Source organism: Calditrichota bacterium (genome assembly GCA_016867835.1).
In the GTDB taxonomy this organism is placed as follows: Bacteria; Electryoneota; AABM5-125-24; order Hatepunaeales; family Hatepunaeaceae; genus VGIQ01.
This window is the reverse complement of the sequence record VGIQ01000005.1, coordinates 1-15,929: the sequence shown is the minus strand read 5'-3', so window position 1 is coordinate 15,929 and position 15,929 is coordinate 1. Positions and strand designations below refer to the sequence as shown.

Below are 15,929 nucleotides of genomic sequence, written 5' to 3'. Positions count from 1 at the left end.
GACGTCTGGCAAGTCAATCATGTATCCCTGCCTGCGTCCACGATAAAGCGCGTGCCTCACTTCGTTCGCGACGACGAATCGACATCGACCATTGTCCCCTTATAGAGAAAGCGCTTGATTTTGCGGGTTGAAGTTTTCTGAAACTCCTCCTCTAAGATGCGATACCGCCGCACCCGTTTGTAGTCGGCGAGTGAGGCTTGTGTCTGCCGCAGTTCCTCCTTTAGCAAGGCTTCGACATCGGCATCTGTCGGCTTACCTCGGCCCAGTTCCTCAAAGTGCAGGTCGATTTGTTCGTATTCAGGATGGATCAGTGCAACGACATCCTCGCCGTAACCTGAGGACCTTGGCGCACCCAGAACCAACGATTCAGCAATGAATCGGGAAGCGTTAAGGTAATGCTCCACCTCCTCTGGATAGACGTTCTTCCCGCCACCGGTAACGATCATGTTCTTCTTTCGGCCCATGATCTGCAAATGGCCGTCGGGGTGGATCTTCCCCAGGTCACCGGTGCGGAACCAACCGTCCGGGGTCATGACTTCCTGTGTCGCTTCATCGCTCCTGTAGTAGCCCAGGAAGATGTTCTCACCACGAAGGAGGACTTCACCAATACCCTGGGCGTTTGGTTCGAGTATCCGGTGTTCGACACCCGGTATCGGCGGTCCAACCGTCTCGAACCGGGCATCCCAGGGCGGATTGACGTGCGAGACCGGGCTTGTTTCGGTGAGACCGTAACCCTGTAACAGTCTCAAGCCCAAGCGATGAAAAAAGAGGGCCGTAGCCGGGTTAAGCGGCCCCCCGCCGCTTATGAAGAAACGCACCGTTCCCAACCCAGCCTTTTCGCGAAGGCTCCTAAAGAGCAGCGCTCCGAGTTCGAGTCCGACCTTATCTCCTATGGCTGAGACTGTCGTCAGCAGGCCAACCACTTGCCGCGTCGCCCATCCTTTCTTCTTGATATTGCGTACGATGCCTTCGTGCATCTTTTCGTAGAGAAGTGGCACTCCGACCATCAACGTTACGCCGGTGTTCTTGATGTCGGCTACGATGTCGGCACTCTTCAGCGAACGTGCATAGGTGATCGAGCATCCAATGTACAGGGGTAAGAGGAATCCTGCTGTTGACTCGAAGGCGTGATGAATCGGCAAGACTGAGAGGAAGGTGTCGTCCGATCCAAGAGGAAAGACCCGGCAGCAGGCTGCGATGTTGCTGGCGATGTTGTTGTGGGTTAGAACGACGCCCTTGGAGTGGCCGGTCGTGCCCGAGGTGTAGAGAATCGCGGCTCGGTCGGATAGGGATACTTCAGGCAGCACCGCAGATGATTCTGATCCGGCAGAGAGAATCTCATTGAATCCGATGGCTCCATCCACAGGTTCGCCTCCGATCAGGATTCGATGCTCAAGCGAAGGGAGTTCTTCGGTTTCGGCCATGTCCTTCAGAAAGCGGGAAGTCGCGAAGAGGAGGCGGGCTTCGGAATCGACGAGGATGTGGCGAATGCCGGGCAGGGGCATAAGCGCATCGACGGGGACGACGGTCCCGCCGGCAGCAACGATTCCAAGATATGCCATCCCCCATTCGGGTCGGTTCTCACCGAGAACAGCGACCCGGTCGCCCGGCTTGATGCCGTAGTCAACAAGCCACTTAGCCACCGCTTCGATACGACCGGCGAGATCGGGATAGGCGATCTCCCGGTAAGATTCGCCTGTCCAGGCGCGCATGGCAATTCGACCGCCAACTCGTTCGGCTGTCCGACCTACTATTTCGCCAAGTGGGTATCGGCCGAAGTCGGCTTGCAGGTGGGATTCATAGTCTGTCAACCGGCTCTCCAGTTGGGGTTGACGATTCTCAACACAAAGAAGCGCAGAAGCGATATCATTTAAGATATTATTTCTTCGTTTCTTCGTTCTTCATAGATTCGTGTTGAGGTGTGCCACCGGACACCCTCTCCGGTTGCTGGCGGGCGGACGCCCTCGTCCGCCCGCACTGTTCCTGCCTAATACTTTTCCGCGATCACCTTCTTCTTCAGGCTTGAAATGTGTTGCGTGATTTTGATTCGCTTGGGGCAGGCATCCATGCAATTGAAGATCGTATGGCAGCGCCAGAGGCCGTGCTTATTGTCGAGCACGTCGAGCCGGTTGGACGCCCCCTTGTCGCGGGTATCGAAGATGTAGCGGTAGGCTTTGGCCATCGCTGCCGGGCCGATGTAGTCCTGATCATACCAGAACGAGGGGCAACTCGAGGTGCAGGCGCCGCACATGATACAGGCGATGGGGTCTTCGATGTGATGGAACTCCTCCGGCAATTGAATCCGCTCGCGGTCGGGAGGCGGGTCGTCGTTGATGAGGAACGGTTTCACCCGCGCCATGTTCTCATAGAAGGGATCCATATCGACGGCGAGATCGCGCAAGACCTTGAAGCCGGGGAGCGGATCGACGACAATGGTCTTCTTCCCCATCGGCTCGACCTGCGTCTCGCAGGCGAGGCGGTTGAGGCCGTGAACCTGCATCGCGCACGAGCCGCAGATGCCCGACCGGCAACTGCGCCGGAAGGTGAGTGTGCCGTCCTGCTGCCACTTGATGTCATGCAGGGCGTCGAGGACGGTCATCCCGGGGTGGGTTTTGACCTGGAACGACTGGTAGCGCGGCGATTTATCGCGCGCTTCGTTGTTGGGGTCGAAGCGGAAAATTTTGAAGGTGATGAGCATACTATGCCAATGCTAATGCCAATGCTAATGAAAGGGGGTGTAGCGGAAAAATCGTCACTTCGTCACACAAACCGCGTAACTCCATACCCAATACTGAGATAAGGCGTGACGAAAGGGTGACGAAAGGGTGACGGAGTAGGCGAAAGGATCACAACTCTTGAGCGTCTTCCTCATTTAGTCAGCCGCCGACGTAGGAGAATAGAACTCGCCATTCGCATCGCCCAAAATTCTGCGTGCATCTCGCGCCCCGTGAAGCACCATAATTATCCGGATTTCTTCTGCGTCAGCCGATAGATTACTCTATAATCATAGACGAATACCTCACGGATGTCTTCACGGTCAAGTTCAGGCACGACGCGGTTTCGTCTGGGAAGTGAACAAGACTGTCGGCGGCTTCATGAATGCGGTCTTCCACGACTTGGGCGTAGTGCGGCGAGTCGATGGCGATGAAGGCGGCAATGTCATTTAGTTCTTGGGCAGCCGGTTCGGTCCAGACTACTTTGAGCGCCATTGCGATGTTCTCTTCCTGGCCTCCTCAACGCTGATCAGCCGGCCCTCGGCCTCCGCCCTAAGCCCCCGTTCGGTCTTGGATAGAACGTGGAGGCGGTAGATAATGTCGTCGTAGGTGGCGCCCTCAGGAAGATTGCGGGCAAGTTCGACCAGGGATTCTTTGGGTGTGTTCATGTTCTTTCGGGCCTTAAGGTTGGCAGCGTCAATGATGCCGGTGGTTTCGATGGCTTGGGTATGGGTTTTCATGGAATTGAGTTCACGGGTCTAAGGGGTCTTCTTATGCTCGCAATATCCGCAAAATCTGCTCGACGACTTTATCTTGGAGAGAATGTCGAACTCGGCCAACGCGATAGATGATGACTCTGCAATCGGCAGTGAACAGTCGAGCAGGGCGAATGAAACCCGGCTGCCCCAGCGCGCCGCCCTCAATGTCACCATCGCTCAACGGCAAAGCCCAGCGATCATTGCGGTCAACGCTGGTGATTTGACAGAGGATGACATCGTCGCCAGGCAAAGTCGCAAGAACAAGAGCGGGCCGCCGTTTCGACTTGCTCAAGTCCGAAAAGGGGAAGGGCATGACGACGATATCGCCTTTTACAACTTCGCCCAAGCCGCGTCCTCTTCCGGCGTGTCCCAATCCCTTGCCAGAACCTCCAGTGAGGCGAGCATATTCTCGAACGTCTCGTATCGGAGCGCGACTCGATGAATGCGATGAAGTCTATCACCTCGCGGAGGCGGTCCGGCGGAAGGCGGCGGATGCGCTCGGCGATTGTGTCTAATTCAGATGTGGTCATAAAGCTCTCAGGGTTCGAGTTCACAAGTTAGAGTTCATAGATTTAGCGAGTCTTGTTTGGCCTTGTCATTCCCGCGAAGGGGGGAATCCAGATCTCCAGCGCCACTTCTTCGGTTTCGCCCTCTGTCCAACACCTAAACGCATGTATCGGTCTTAACCCGCAAAACCTCATCGAGTAGAAGGCGGTTGGCAGCGTCATCGATGCCGGTGGTTTCGATGGCTTGGGTAGGGATTTTCATGGGGATATTGAACTCACACATTAACAGATAGTTTGCTCTTTCTAAGACGAGGATAACTTCTTTAACGAGCCGGCATGGCGAAAGAGAAAAGCGGAGACGGCAAACAGCATAACGAAGATAGAATTGAAAGTGAAAACACCTGTGCCCCCCAGTGCGCCCCAAAAGAGTCTCTCAGGGATGGCCTGATATTTCCAGATTATCAGCGCAAACAAGGGGATCAGAGCCTGAGCCAACGCCACTGCGAACATTACTCGCGCCATTCCACCCGGCTTGAAGCGCACGATTCCACCTCCGATGATGCCTATACCGATAACCCCAAGATACATTAGGTTGGCGGGATTGTTCTCACTGCCTATGAGCCCGACTGCGCCGTTCACCCAGAAGAGCATCAACGCCGCAAAGATCGCAACGCCTGCAGCGACCCTGTAAGCGGTAGTGCCCCCCCTATTAGTGACCACTTTATATACGAGACCGGCGCCAAACAGAAGAACACCTGCAATGACGAAATCGGACAGGCTCCAGTCAACTTCATCTGTGAACTGCATCGCCGTCAATGGCACCAGCAAGATAAGCGCAGTGAAGAGAGCAATACGAAGAGTATACTTGATTGGCATTGATGTGATGAGAGTATTAACCAAGAAGTGGTAGTCCTTGCATGTCACCGTTGATCCTGTGGTGTGCAAAAAGTGCAATGCTCAGGTCTGCCATCTCAGCCGATCTGGAGATGATCACCGACCGGCGACGAAACCGTCCCAGCCAATGCCTTTGTCGTCCGTTATCTCGCTCGATTGCAGTGGTCTCCAGATTGGTGATACAGTGCTTTTCAGGTTCTATCTCCAAGGCGTATGCGTTCCAGTTGTCAGTGCAATAGACTTCCGTTTTCCATCGCTTAGGCCGGTTCATAAGCCGCTGGAAGGTAGATTGATCACGACCACCGCATTCCCAATCAATGAGTCGCCCTGAATCACGAAAATAAGCCTTCCAGACCCAGAGTTTGTGCGTTTTTTGCGGTCGTTCGCAGCAGAAAGGTGAGGTTGCGGCGCTACGACTGAATGACGCTCGTCTCACGCATATTCCGGCTCCCGTCGCTTTGTCTTCCGTGCGCCGCGCTGCCGCAGCCGCTCTGCGGCGATTTTGTCCATCGCCTGCGGGTCGAAGAAGTCTGATCCGCAGGAGAAGCAGTGCCAGCGCTCGAGGCGCTGCACCACGGTTCCGTCCAGCAAACGGCATCTCCCCGCATGGCGCCGCATCGATTCGAAGCCACACTCCGGGGAGGGGAGGATTCCGGCATAGTCTGATCAGAAGCCTTTGTACTGCGATAAGCACCTTTCCTTTTGTGAGGACTTCTTCTACGAAATAATCGCCGATTCGCATTCTGGCAGCCAGTTCCGACGGCGTGTAGATGTTAGGCTGTAATGCAATATGGCGGTCCGGCTTGAAAATCAATCCTGCTGCCTCAACATAGCGGTCGATGCGATCCTTATCCGTCTTCTTCACGATAAACAGATCGATGTCGCTATGCCGCGTCGGGTTCCCCCAGGCATACGAGCCGTAAAGGATGATCAACTCCGGCTGGTAGTCGCGCACGAGGATTTCGACCACCTCGCGAAGGATTGGCTCGATGTCGGCGCGGGTGCGGCGGTCTTGATTCTTCATTCCTTAACCCTCACCCCATCTCCATCACTTCTACCAGCCGCTTCTTTTCGCGGGCTTCCACCACAATGGATTCAAGTTGGGCGGCGGTCTCATCGTCGATGAGTGCCTCGCCGCACTGTGCACAGACCGAGGCGGGGACCCGCCGCACGACAACGACGCCGGACCCGATGTCGGCTGAAAACAGAGTTGTGCCTGGCCTGCGGTCACCGCCGCAAATGGGACAGAGCCCTTCCCGGAGTTTATATCTCAATTTGGTCTCCGTTTTCTAAATCCAGGTTCAAACCGGCTCACATCCGGTTCATAGACCGTGATGATGTGAATGATTCCGACACTATGGTCAAGCGATGCTACAATATGTATTGGTCGTCCATTATCGCAACCAAGAAACAGTGCGCTCGGAAATGGTATGTCATCCGGATAACTCTCAATACATTCCGCATCTACCAACGCCTCCAGAACTGCGGCGCGAGTAAATCCGCGTTCAGCCATCCTCTCGCTGGCATGAATCTGCCACGCAACAAGACGTTCTCTTAAGGCTTTCATCCAGCCGGTTCCAAGCCAAAACTGCAATCAGTTAATCTCCATGAACCGTCCTTTAATCATTCCGTAAAGGATGATCAACTCCGGCTGGTAGTCGCGCACGAGGATTTCGACCACCTCGCGAAGGATTGGCTCGATGTCGGCGCGGGTGCGGCGGTCATCCATATTGCCTCTTTGCCTCAACCCTTCAACCTCTTGATGATGTCGCGAGCAAGCGTATCCCGGATCTCGTTGTGCCTGGGCACAGGTTGAGACGCTTTGGTCAATGGATTCTGATACCAATCGTGCCTCTTGCCGTGGCGGATCAGGATGCAGCCAAGGTTTTCCAACTGGCGAATGAGATCCCCTCGCTTCATTGGATAGTCAAGTGCCCGATCCTGCGGACATGAGGTATATATCCGTCCGTAATATCGTCGAAAATGTCTCGGAGATTTTCCTCGAGTTCCTCGATCGACTCGCCCTGCGTTTGGTAGTCGGGATAATCGAGCAGCCAGCCGACCAGCCAGCCGTCATCTTCGTAGAAAGAGTAGTCGAGTGTTTGCATTACGTCGTCCTTACACTGTTGATTGGGGCAAAGGGCGGGCATGACACCCGCCCTTCCCCATTCCATTCACTTCGGGCCAGGATTGCGTCCACCGCCTGAGGGTTTTCCAGTGGAGCTTGGCCAGTTTCCACCCGGACCTTGCCCACCACCTTTTCCTCCTCCACCTCCACTACCGCCTCCCTTTCCGCCGCCGCCGCCAGAGCCTTTGCCACCGCCGGAACTGCTGCCGCCTTTAGCCATCGTAACCTCCTTTGAAATGTGCCGGACTCAACGTGATCCGGCATTGAGATTAGCCAGTCCATCTGGATTCCCACCCGCGCGAGAATGACGATGCTTCTCAGATACATTCCCGCCCGCGTGGAAAAGACAGGTTCGGAAACCTGTCCTACTAATATACTCTCTCTTTCGGCTCAAACCGCGAGATCACCACCGGACGCCAATCGAACTCGATCCCGCCCTCAGGCCGGCGCCAGGCAAGCGTGTGCTTTAGCCAGTTGCCGTCGTCGCGCTTGGGGAAGTCCTTTCGGGAGTGAGCTCCACGCGACTCCTCCCTGCCTAACGCTCCGGAAACGATCACCTCGGCGAACTCGAGCAGATGCCCCAACTCGATGGCTTCCATCAGGTCGGTGTTGAAGATCATCCCTTTGTCGTCAAGGCGGATTCGCCGGAAGCGATCTTGAAGATCGCTCACGAACGCCAGTTGCGCAGCCAGGTCGGTCCCGTTGCGAAAGACGCCGCATCGCGCCGTCATCGAAGCCTGCAGTTCAGCCCGGATGTTAGCCACCTTTTCGGAACCGTTCGCCGACAGGAGGCGGCTTACCTCTTCCTGAGCCTGCTCGCGTGGACTCTTCGGCAGGTCGCTCCACTGGATATGCGGCAAATCGGCGAGCGCCGACCGGCCAGCAAACCGGCCAAAGGTAACCGCCTCCAGCAGCGAGTTGCAGCCAAGCCGGTTGGCGCCATGCACTGAGACGCACGAGCACTCCCCGGCGGCGTATAGCCCGGTGATCCGCGCGAGTCTGCCGTTTTTCAGCACATGGCAGCCGTTATCGACCGGGATGCCGCCCATCGAGTAGTGCGCCGTAGGTTGGATCGGGATCGGCTCGGTGAAGCAATCGACGCCGGAAAAGTTCATCGCCAGATCGTGAATCTGGGGCAGGCGCTCGAGGATCTTCTCCTTGCCGAGGTGCCGGAGGTCGAGCAGGATGTAATCGCCAAACTCGCTGCCGGGCAAGCCCCGGCCTTCATCGATCTCCTGCTGCATTGAGCGCGAGACCATGTCGCGCGGCGCCAGTTCCATCAACTTGGGGGCATAGCGCTGCATGAAGCGCTCGTTGTCCTTGTTGAGGAGATAACCGCCTTCGCCGCGGGCGCCCTCGGTTACCAATATGCCCTGCTTCCAGAGGCCGGTCGGATGGAACTGGACGAACTCCATATCCTGCAGCGGAAGTCCCTGGCGCATCACCAGACCGAGCCCGTCGCCGGTGTTGGCGTGGGCGTTCGAAGTGATCTTGAAAGCCCGACCATAGCCGCCCGTCCCCATTACCAGAACCCGGCAGTGGAAGACGTGCAGTCCGCCATTTCGTATATCCCAAGCCACGCAGCCGACACAGGTGTCATTCTCGATCAGGAGCGCCAGGGCCTGAAATTCGCTGAAGAACCGCGTGTGGTGCTTGATGGTCTGTTCGTAGAGCGTGTGCAGAACGACGTGCCCGGTATAGTCGGCAGAGTAACATGCTCGAAGTGCCGGCTTTTCGCCGTAGTTGAGGGTATGTCCGCCGAACATACGCTGGGCGATACGGCCCTCCGGCGTCCGGCTGAAGGGCACTCCAAGGTGCTCAAGGTCGATCACGACGTCAGGAGCTTCGCGCACCATCTGCTCGATGGCATCCTGGTCGCCCAGGTAGTCCGACCCTTTGACGGTGTCGAACATATGGAACTCCCAGTTATCGTCGTCAAGGTTGCCGAGCGAGGCGGCGATTCCGCCTTGAGCGGCCCCTGAATGCGACCGCGTCGGAAAGACCTTGGTGATGCAGGCGGTTCCGAAGTGGCGCGACAGTTCCAGCGCGGCTCTAAGACCGGCCAGCCCGGCGCCGATTACGACGGCGTCGAACTTGTGGATCATCACATCAGCCATTAGGCTCTACCTCCCGCGAGGCCGAGGATGGTCATCGACCCGACAATAAGGAAAACGATCGTAGCCACCCAGAGCGCCCCGACAATTGCCATCCGCCAGCCTTTGGCGCGGACATAGTCGTGAACGACGAGCACTACGCCGTTCATTCCGTGATAGAGGCCGACTACCAGAAAGAGGAGGTCGATGGTTCTCCAAAGTGGATGCTGCAGGCGCGCCATCACCGTCTCGTAGGTGATGTTGCCGTGATCGGGCGGGAAGAAATGGAGGACCCAGAAGTGAAGCAGGAGCGCGATCAGGAGGACTGCGCCGGTGATCCGTTGGAAGAACCAATGAAAGGCTCCGCCAGAGCCGAGTCCGCGGTCGCGGTTAGTCATCTTTGGCCTCCTGCGACGTTGAGCCTGCAGCAACAGACTTGTTCACCGGTTGCCCGGCACCGCCGTAGCCGGATCCGTGATGCTCAATTTTGCCACTCTGGACGTCCTTCCAATAGAGGGCATGGGAGAGCATCGGATAGGTGCCGGCGGCAAAGAGGATCACTCCGAGAGTCGCCAGCCCCCAGAAGAGTTTTGCCTGATGGACGGCTCCGCCCCAGAAGTCAACGATAAAGATACGGACGCCGTTAAGTGCGTGATAGAGGACGATGAAGAAAAGGCCGATTTCGAGCACCCGGAACTGCCAGGAGCCGAGAAACCGCATCGTCTCGTCGAACTTGGCGGGGTCGTGTAGATTGCTAATAACGATGATGTGCATCGCAAGATAACCGACCAGAGCCAGCCCGGTTACCCGGAAGAGGACCCAAGCCAGCATCCCGGTCTTCCATTTGTAGTGCAAGAGGCACCTCCAACGTAGTTCTATTGATCCGGCAATGCCGGTATGTAATACCAATTTGCATTCAGTCGGACACGTTTTCAGTAGGAGAGACATTCTTGTCTGTCCTACACATGGATAGCAAACTGCCGTCGGAAGCACGGACAGACAAGCACGGACAGACAAGAATGTCTGTCCTACTGAACGCAAATGCTTATAACAATATGGAAACGCGAGTGAGCAGTGTCAAGTATCCTGAAGCCAGGGGCTTCAATGACCGGCCAATATGAGCCTGAAAAACTGGACTGTAGTCATGCTGGTGCGAACAGCGTTCACAGCAGGCAGCACAACCTTCGCAGGGAAGCGCAGACTTCAAGGCGTATTTGTGCCTGATTTCGAGTTGGCATACCCTTTGCGAAAAGTCAAACCGAAAGCATTCAACCTCTGTTGAAGCAACCCGCAGAGCAATAGTTCAACCTAACACAACCACAAGGGAGACATTATGAAGGGGATCAAGATTCTAACCATCGTAGCCTTGGGCTTCGTGCTCGGCTTTTCGGCGATGCCGGCGTTCGCGGACGCGGCCGTCAACGGAGTCGTGCTCGACGCTGACGGCGCTGCCGTAGCGGGAGCGCAGGTGACGATTCAGGGCATGATGATGGGCCGCAATATGCGTCCTTTCGTTGCCCGTGCAGAAACCGATGGTGAAGGCCGCTTCGGGTTCCGTGCTGTGCCGTCCGGCAATTACATCATCATGGCAATGCATCGCGTAGCCGGTGGCGCTCGCGCTGAACTACGAGTAGCTGATGCCGACCTGAACGTCGAACTCCGTCTGCAGGGCCATATGGGCGGCGGCGGTGGCGGTGGTGGTGGCGGCGGCGACGTCGTAACTGGTGACATCGCAATCACGGTTCTCGATGCCGAAGGCAATGCCGTTGAAGGCGCCCGCGTCATCGTGATGCCGGTTAGGCTTCATCGCCGGGGCATGATTCGTGCCCACTTCCACGGTGAGACCGACGCAAATGGCCAGATTTCCTTTGAGAACATCCCGGTCGGCAACTATGTCGTAACCGCCGGTCTGCGCGGTGTCGGCATCGGTCGTGCTCGCGCCGAGGTTATTCAGGATGAGACCGAGGAAGTCGAGATCACGTTGCAAGCCGGCCGCCGATAGTCAGTCCGATCTGCTGCTCCCAGGCCGCAGAAACGAAGGGGCTGTCCCGATCTTCGGGACAGCCCCTTACTACTCTCACCCCCCCTCCGAATGCCGTTACCTTCCGTCGGCGGTATCGACGCCGCTCTCAGCGGTCCCCATCGTTGAGAGAATCGGTATCTCGTCGATGTTCTTTCCGAGGTATTCCAATTCGAACCTCGCGCCTGCTACCAAACCTGAGTCCGCCGTAGAGCCATACTTCTCGATGAACCGGCTAAGTTCGATGCGCGCTTGCTCGAGATCCCGGATATGATTGGCATAAATATAGCCGATCATAAACTGCGAGTTGATCCCCTGGCGGGTCGAACTGTGATCGCGCACGATCTGGCGATAGATGCGCACCGCATCAGAAAACTTCTCCTCCTTCTGCAGTTCCTGCGCCTGGGCGAAAAGTTCAAGTGCGGCTTCGTCGCTTGACTGCTTCTTACCGCCGCAACCGGCCATACCGGCCAGCAAGATCAGAAGTGCGGCAGCCATCGTGGTCAGGTTACCCGATCGACCCACAGGGAATCCTTTCTTCATGTGAACAGAGTCGTTTTGCAGGATACTCCGGCGAAACCGGATGGGGAGAATATAGAAACGAAAGCGCCGGTGGCGCAAGAGCGCAACAACCGGCGCATTGTATGGCAACTCACTTGATAGCATTACGGCAGGTAGAGCAGGGTCTCGGTCAAAGGTGCGCTCCCTTGTCCCCAGCGTAAATAGTAGATTCCGGGCGTGAGTCCGGTCTGTCGCACGTCGAGCGTCAAGCGATGCACTCCCGAAGCAAGACGCCCATAGTCGAGCCTGCTGCAGAGCCGTCCGGAAACGTCATAGATACGCAAGCCGGCTTCCTCCGGTCGGGTGAGGGTCAGGCTTATCGTCGCAAAACCGTTGAAGGGATTGGGAGCCACCTTAAGCGAAGAGCGCGTCGGCAACGTGCTTCGACCTTCGGACCCGACGGCACGGGGAAAGTCTGCGGGACGGAGTCCCAATCGCGCCATCGAGCCGCGCTCGGTCGGCCATTCGTCTGCCGCCGGTGCGCCGGGAGTGTTCCAAGCCAATAACCGGCCGGAAATGGTAACGGCCATCAAGTCGTTGCTGCCATCACGGTTGAGGTCACCGACGGTCGGCGTTCCGGCGAGTGCACCTCCACCCCACTCCACAAGGGAGATGGGAAATCCCTCTACGGGACGACCGTGCATATCGAAAGCAGCAATGTGGCCTTGTCCGCCTTCGGTGGGAGCCACCGCTGCTATCACATCGGCCAGGCGGTCGCCACTCACATCGGCAAGGATCACCGAGCCTACGACGGCAGGACCTCCGAGCGTCACTGGGTAGCCATTCAGGAGACGTCCGCCGGCATTCCAGACGTAGATCTGCGCACCTCGCTCGGGATCGAAGGTTCCGAAGGCGATTTCCGGCGAGCGATCGCCGTCCATATCGGCAATCGCCACCGACCCGGTTGGATGACCACTCCGGGTAATCGCCGGGAAGCCTTCGGCAACTTCACCGCGATAGTTAAAAGCAAAAATGCCGCCTCGCGTGCTGTCGGCCAGTTGCGCCCAAAGGATAATCTCAAGCCGTCCGTCGCGGTCTAAATCGGCGAGCGCAATTGGACCCCCAATAGTCTCATACCTCCGCACCGGAAAGCCTCCCAGCCGGACTCCATCCTGCCGGAAAGCCCAAACTCCACCCAAAGCATTGCCGCTGCGCCGCGACCCAATCACAATGTCCATTCGGCCGTCGCCATCGATATCCCCCACTGCCGGCGATGAATTGCTCCCGCCTTCATAAGCCACTGGCCAGCCTTCAAGCGAGGTACCTTCGTCATTGACAACGTCGAGCAGCGCCCGTTGAGAGTCGAGCGATGCATGATAGCGATGGAAGACGACCTCGACCCGGTTGTTACCTTCCAGATCGATCATCCCCGGCAAGCCAAAGCGCAGATTACGCCCCAGGTCAAGAGGATAGGGATGCGGTTCGTCGCCTGACTCGCCAGTAATGTGCAGAAAGCCGATGTCGGCACACCAGCCTTGATCGAGCCGGCCGTTGCCATCGAACTCCCCGACTGCCGTTGTGATCGGATGATTGGGGTTAACCCAAGCCTGCGGACGGCCTCCGAAGTGCTGTCGGGTTGGAAAGCCGGGATAATAGGCGCCGTCGTGCTGATAGATGTGCAGTTTCAAGTCTCCGCTCATCGCACCAACCTCCAGGTCGCCGTTGGCATCGATGTCGAGCAGCGTCGGCGTTCGCCCCCAGGCAGGCGTTTCGGCTGACATCTGACGCGGCCAGCCAAAGAGAAAGCCGACCCGGTCCGGATCGTCTCTCCGGGGCAATGTCGGGCTATCAACAATATAAAAGCCCCAGAGTTCAGGATCATCCGTGCGAGGGAACATATTCGACGGCTCGGCCAGGACCAAAGAACTCAGGCCAACGCCCATAACGGCGCAGAGCAGCACGATTCTCAGTACTTTCAATTTCAGGCTCGTCATCGCATCAACTCGATCGAACGAACGACCTCGCTGCCGTTTGCTGTAAGCCTCACCAGATAGAAACCACTTGCGGCGGGAAGTCCGGCTTTCGTGACTCCCGGCCAGGTGAGCCGGTGCTCACCGGTAGTGAGCAAGATCGGTCCGTAGCGATAGACCTCGCGACCGGCAAGGTCGAAGATCCGCAACTCGGCCGGTGCCGGAGCGGCAAGGAATAACGGCAAATTGACGCTGCCGTTGAAGGGATTGGGCCAGGCCGGATTCAGTAACACGGTTTGCGGCTGGAGTGGAGTCTGTTCAACGTCCGGCACCGCAAGTCCGACATAAGAACCGGCGAAACAATAAACGCTGCCGTTTTCCATACCTGCAACGACATCGGTTTGGCCATTGCCGTCCAGGTCCCGGGTAGCGGTGACTATGCGAAAACCATGACCCTCCTGAACGTTGCTATATGACCATAGTCCGTTACGACCGCTGGCCGAAATGGCGTAAAGGCGGCCGACTGAAGTCCCGAACAGCAAGTCGCGTTTGCCGTCGTTATCGATGTCCTGCATGGTTGCAATAGACCAACAGGCTGAGCCGAGGTTGATCGTTGTGTCCCAGACTGCGGCACCGGTTCGTCCGTCGATGGCGCGGGCAAACGCGACCCCGTCACCAACGGCAATGTCATGGCTGCCGTTGCCATTAACGTCATCCATTGGGACGGCGTTGTTGATCTGTTCGAAAGCCCTTACGCCGGCTCCCGCCAGCCATAGCCGGACACCGTTCGAACCGTTGAACATACTGATGCCGCTGGCGGTCGTAACGATGGTTACGTCCCGGCTTCCGTCGCGGTTCACATCGCTTATCGCGAATTGCGAACAGATCGTGCCGAAGACCGACGCTTCCCAAAGAAGCCGTCCCCTTGCCCCATCGAGCGCCAACACATCCCCATTTTCGCAGACTACCACAAGATCGACGACTTCGTCCCCTGAAACGTCCCCGATTTCGAATATGTCCCGAACCCGGCCGGTAGTCGGGGTGAACCATGCCAATTGGCCGGTCCGCCCGTTGATGACGAAGGCGCCGTTAGTGGCGTTGACTTCACTGACTGCAGCGCAGCCGGCAAAGATGTCGCGCACCCGGTCCCCGGTCAGATCATGGTACGCTTGAACGATCTTTACTTCACCACCACCCCCCGGCAAGTGGTGCGTATCGAATACGCGCAACTCCTGACCGGTGCGTCCGGATAGGGTAACGACCGAAAGCGCCCGCCCGCCCAGACCGACGACAACCTCTCCGATCCGGTCGTTATCCCAGTCTTCACCGCCCGATATAGCTCTTGGCCCCGGCACCAGTCCACTGCGCCAGGGATTAAGATCGGTCCGGTAGGTCCAAACCCGGGTCGAAGATTGAGATGATGCGGCGTGGAAACTCTCGATCTTATAGTCGTTGCCGGCGATGACCACGTCGGCAAGATTGTCGCTGGTGATGTCCGAGATGTCGAGAATGGCTCGAACTGTCTGGCCGGGAAGGTTGTTTGTGCCTACCTCAGTGGACCATAACAGCGCTCCACCGGGATAGTTGCGCGATTCGGACATACCCGATAGTCGCACCGTTATCCGGGCTGAGTCGGGGTCGTCCGAGAAGATCGTCAAGGTGCTGTTGAAGCGTCCGGCGGCTCGAGGACGAAAGAAGATCGGAATACGGTAAAGTCCCGGTTCGCGAAGCGTTACCGGCAGTTGATAATAGCCGAAGGTAAACTCGTCGTCACCGAAGATCATCGATTGAATAGTGAGTGGTTCGCCGCCGTTGTTCTCGATAAACAAAGTTCGCATTCCCGAGGAGCGGACGAACTGACCGGAATAGACCACACCGAAGTCGATCGCCCGGTTGGGGACGATTATATCCCGTTGACGACGCACACCCTTGCCGCGAAGATCGACCCAGTTCGTCACCCGGTCAAGGTCAAAGGTGAGGCCAAAGCGAATGTGAACCGAATCGACCCAAGCCGGTGAGAAGGTGATCGTAAGACCGGCTGAATCCCCGGGAGCGATACGCTGCGGAAAGCGCCAATGTTCGGCAATGAAGATGTTGGGATTCCCGTCCGCCGTTTCGATATCGATCAGTTCGGCCGCCTGCGCGCCGTCGTTATAGACCCATAACGTCCAACCGCGCTCGTCATCGATAACGACCGAACCGTAATTATGATAAAGCGTCGAAAGCCGAACGCCGCCTTCAGCCTGCACGGTGAGACGGGTGAGGCGGTCGTCGCTCTTGTCCACTCCATCCGTGAGAACATAGAGCGAGGTCTCGTCATTCGTTACACCGTCCGGATTCGAACC

At 57.2% G+C, this 15,929-nt stretch carries 18 protein-coding genes; 1 reads left to right on the top strand and 17 read right to left on the bottom strand.

Going from position 1 to position 15,929, the window contains the following annotated elements; translation table 11 throughout:
- Window positions 1-56: 56 nt before the first annotated feature.
- From FJY67_01210 to sdhC, 14 genes are all read right to left on the bottom strand, one after another.
- Window positions 57-1,811 (bottom strand): AMP-binding protein, encoded by a 1,755-nt coding sequence (locus FJY67_01210; protein MBM3328078.1) that lies wholly within the window; start codon window positions 1,809-1,811, stop codon window positions 57-59.
- Between the two features lie 176 nt (window positions 1,812-1,987).
- On the bottom strand, window positions 1,988-2,698 hold the full coding sequence (locus FJY67_01205) for a succinate dehydrogenase iron-sulfur subunit (protein ID MBM3328077.1): 711 nt from the start codon (window positions 2,696-2,698) through the stop codon (window positions 1,988-1,990).
- A gap of 295 nt (window positions 2,699-2,993) precedes the next feature.
- Window positions 2,994-3,209, bottom strand: a complete 216-nt coding sequence (locus FJY67_01200; GenBank protein MBM3328076.1) for a type II toxin-antitoxin system RelE/ParE family toxin — start codon at window positions 3,207-3,209, stop codon at window positions 2,994-2,996.
- The gene (locus tag FJY67_01195; protein MBM3328075.1) at window positions 3,194-3,382 is read right to left on the bottom strand and encodes a hypothetical protein; all 189 of its coding nucleotides are present in this window, start codon (window positions 3,380-3,382) and stop codon (window positions 3,194-3,196) included. The genes FJY67_01200 and FJY67_01195 overlap by 16 nt, the downstream gene beginning before the upstream one ends.
- A gap of 103 nt (window positions 3,383-3,485) precedes the next feature.
- Window positions 3,486-3,818, bottom strand: coding sequence for a type II toxin-antitoxin system PemK/MazF family toxin (locus tag FJY67_01190; protein ID MBM3328074.1), 333 nt, complete (start codon window positions 3,816-3,818; stop codon window positions 3,486-3,488).
- Between the two features lie 463 nt (window positions 3,819-4,281).
- On the bottom strand, window positions 4,282-4,854 hold the full coding sequence (locus tag FJY67_01185) for a hypothetical protein (GenBank protein MBM3328073.1): 573 nt from the start codon (window positions 4,852-4,854) through the stop codon (window positions 4,282-4,284).
- Window positions 4,855-4,870: 16 nt separating this feature from the next.
- Window positions 4,871-5,896 (bottom strand): hypothetical protein, encoded by a 1,026-nt coding sequence (locus FJY67_01180; protein MBM3328072.1) that lies wholly within the window; start codon window positions 5,894-5,896, stop codon window positions 4,871-4,873.
- Window positions 5,897-5,906: 10 nt separating this feature from the next.
- A complete protein-coding gene (locus FJY67_01175; GenBank protein ID MBM3328071.1) occupies window positions 5,907-6,113 on the bottom strand; it encodes a YgiT-type zinc finger protein in 207 nt (68 codons plus the stop codon).
- A gap of 29 nt (window positions 6,114-6,142) precedes the next feature.
- Window positions 6,143-6,466, bottom strand: a complete 324-nt coding sequence (locus tag FJY67_01170; GenBank protein MBM3328070.1) for a DUF4258 domain-containing protein — start codon at window positions 6,464-6,466, stop codon at window positions 6,143-6,145.
- A gap of 149 nt (window positions 6,467-6,615) precedes the next feature.
- Window positions 6,616-6,792, bottom strand: a complete 177-nt coding sequence (locus FJY67_01165) for a type II toxin-antitoxin system HicA family toxin (protein ID MBM3328069.1) — start codon at window positions 6,790-6,792, stop codon at window positions 6,616-6,618.
- Complete coding sequence (locus FJY67_01160) at window positions 6,789-6,980, bottom strand: type II toxin-antitoxin system HicB family antitoxin (GenBank protein MBM3328068.1); 192 nt, start codon at window positions 6,978-6,980, stop codon at window positions 6,789-6,791. Before FJY67_01160 ends, FJY67_01165 begins: the two co-directional genes overlap by 4 nt.
- A gap of 388 nt (window positions 6,981-7,368) precedes the next feature.
- Window positions 7,369-9,105: a succinate dehydrogenase flavoprotein subunit gene (locus FJY67_01155; GenBank protein ID MBM3328067.1), complete on the bottom strand. Its 1,737-nt coding sequence runs from the start codon at window positions 9,103-9,105 to the stop codon at window positions 7,369-7,371.
- An 11-nt stretch (window positions 9,106-9,116) separates the two neighbouring features.
- Entirely contained in the window at window positions 9,117-9,491 is a 375-nt protein-coding gene (gene sdhD, locus FJY67_01150; protein MBM3328066.1) for a succinate dehydrogenase, hydrophobic membrane anchor protein, read from the bottom strand.
- The gene (sdhC, locus tag FJY67_01145) at window positions 9,484-10,041 is read right to left on the bottom strand and encodes a succinate dehydrogenase, cytochrome b556 subunit (protein MBM3328065.1); all 558 of its coding nucleotides are present in this window, start codon (window positions 10,039-10,041) and stop codon (window positions 9,484-9,486) included. Before sdhC ends, sdhD begins: the two co-directional genes overlap by 8 nt.
- Before the next feature lie 385 nt (window positions 10,042-10,426).
- Here sdhC and FJY67_01140 point away from each other — a divergent pair, with 385 nt between their 5' ends.
- Window positions 10,427-11,095 carry a carboxypeptidase regulatory-like domain-containing protein gene (locus FJY67_01140; protein MBM3328064.1) on the top strand — a complete coding sequence of 223 codons (669 nt, stop codon included), beginning with the start codon at window positions 10,427-10,429 and terminating at the stop codon, window positions 11,093-11,095.
- A 96-nt stretch (window positions 11,096-11,191) separates the two neighbouring features.
- Here the strand turns inward: FJY67_01140 and FJY67_01135 are convergent, their stop codons facing one another.
- The 3 genes from FJY67_01135 to FJY67_01125 form a co-directional block, all read right to left on the bottom strand.
- A complete protein-coding gene (locus FJY67_01135; protein MBM3328063.1) occupies window positions 11,192-11,764 on the bottom strand; it encodes a hypothetical protein in 573 nt (190 codons plus the stop codon).
- 14 nt (window positions 11,765-11,778) lie between these two features.
- Complete coding sequence (locus FJY67_01130) at window positions 11,779-13,608, bottom strand: hypothetical protein (protein ID MBM3328062.1); 1,830 nt, start codon at window positions 13,606-13,608, stop codon at window positions 11,779-11,781.
- Window positions 13,605-15,929 (bottom strand): choice-of-anchor D domain-containing protein (locus FJY67_01125; protein MBM3328061.1); only part of this gene is annotated, 2,325 nt, incomplete at its 5' end. The genes FJY67_01125 and FJY67_01130, both read right to left, overlap by 4 nt.

Excerpts from the sequence above, each read along its gene's own strand:
- FJY67_01195 (MBM3328075.1), bottom strand. The coding sequence starts at position 3,382 with ATGAACACACCCAAAGAATCCCTGGTCGAACTTGCCCGCAATCTTCCT.
- sdhC (MBM3328065.1), bottom strand. The coding sequence starts at position 10,041 with ATGTCTCTCCTACTGAAAACGTGTCCGACTGAATGCAAATTGGTATTA.
- FJY67_01185 (MBM3328073.1), bottom strand. The coding sequence starts at position 4,854 with ATGCCAATCAAGTATACTCTTCGTATTGCTCTCTTCACTGCGCTTATC.
- FJY67_01140 (MBM3328064.1), top strand. The coding sequence starts at position 10,427 with ATGAAGGGGATCAAGATTCTAACCATCGTAGCCTTGGGCTTCGTGCTC.
- FJY67_01130 (MBM3328062.1), bottom strand. The coding sequence starts at position 13,608 with ATGACGAGCCTGAAATTGAAAGTACTGAGAATCGTGCTGCTCTGCGCC.
- FJY67_01165 (MBM3328069.1), bottom strand. The coding sequence starts at position 6,792 with ATGAAGCGAGGGGATCTCATTCGCCAGTTGGAAAACCTTGGCTGCATC.
- FJY67_01180 (MBM3328072.1), bottom strand. The coding sequence starts at position 5,896 with ATGAAGAATCAAGACCGCCGCACCCGCGCCGACATCGAGCCAATCCTT.
- FJY67_01155 (MBM3328067.1), bottom strand. The coding sequence starts at position 9,105 with ATGATCCACAAGTTCGACGCCGTCGTAATCGGCGCCGGGCTGGCCGGT.
- sdhD (MBM3328066.1), bottom strand. The coding sequence starts at position 9,491 with ATGACTAACCGCGACCGCGGACTCGGCTCTGGCGGAGCCTTTCATTGG.
- FJY67_01205 (MBM3328077.1), bottom strand. The coding sequence starts at position 2,698 with ATGCTCATCACCTTCAAAATTTTCCGCTTCGACCCCAACAACGAAGCG.
- FJY67_01160 (MBM3328068.1), bottom strand. The coding sequence starts at position 6,980 with ATGCAAACACTCGACTACTCTTTCTACGAAGATGACGGCTGGCTGGTC.
- FJY67_01200 (MBM3328076.1), bottom strand. The coding sequence starts at position 3,209 with ATGGCGCTCAAAGTAGTCTGGACCGAACCGGCTGCCCAAGAACTAAAT.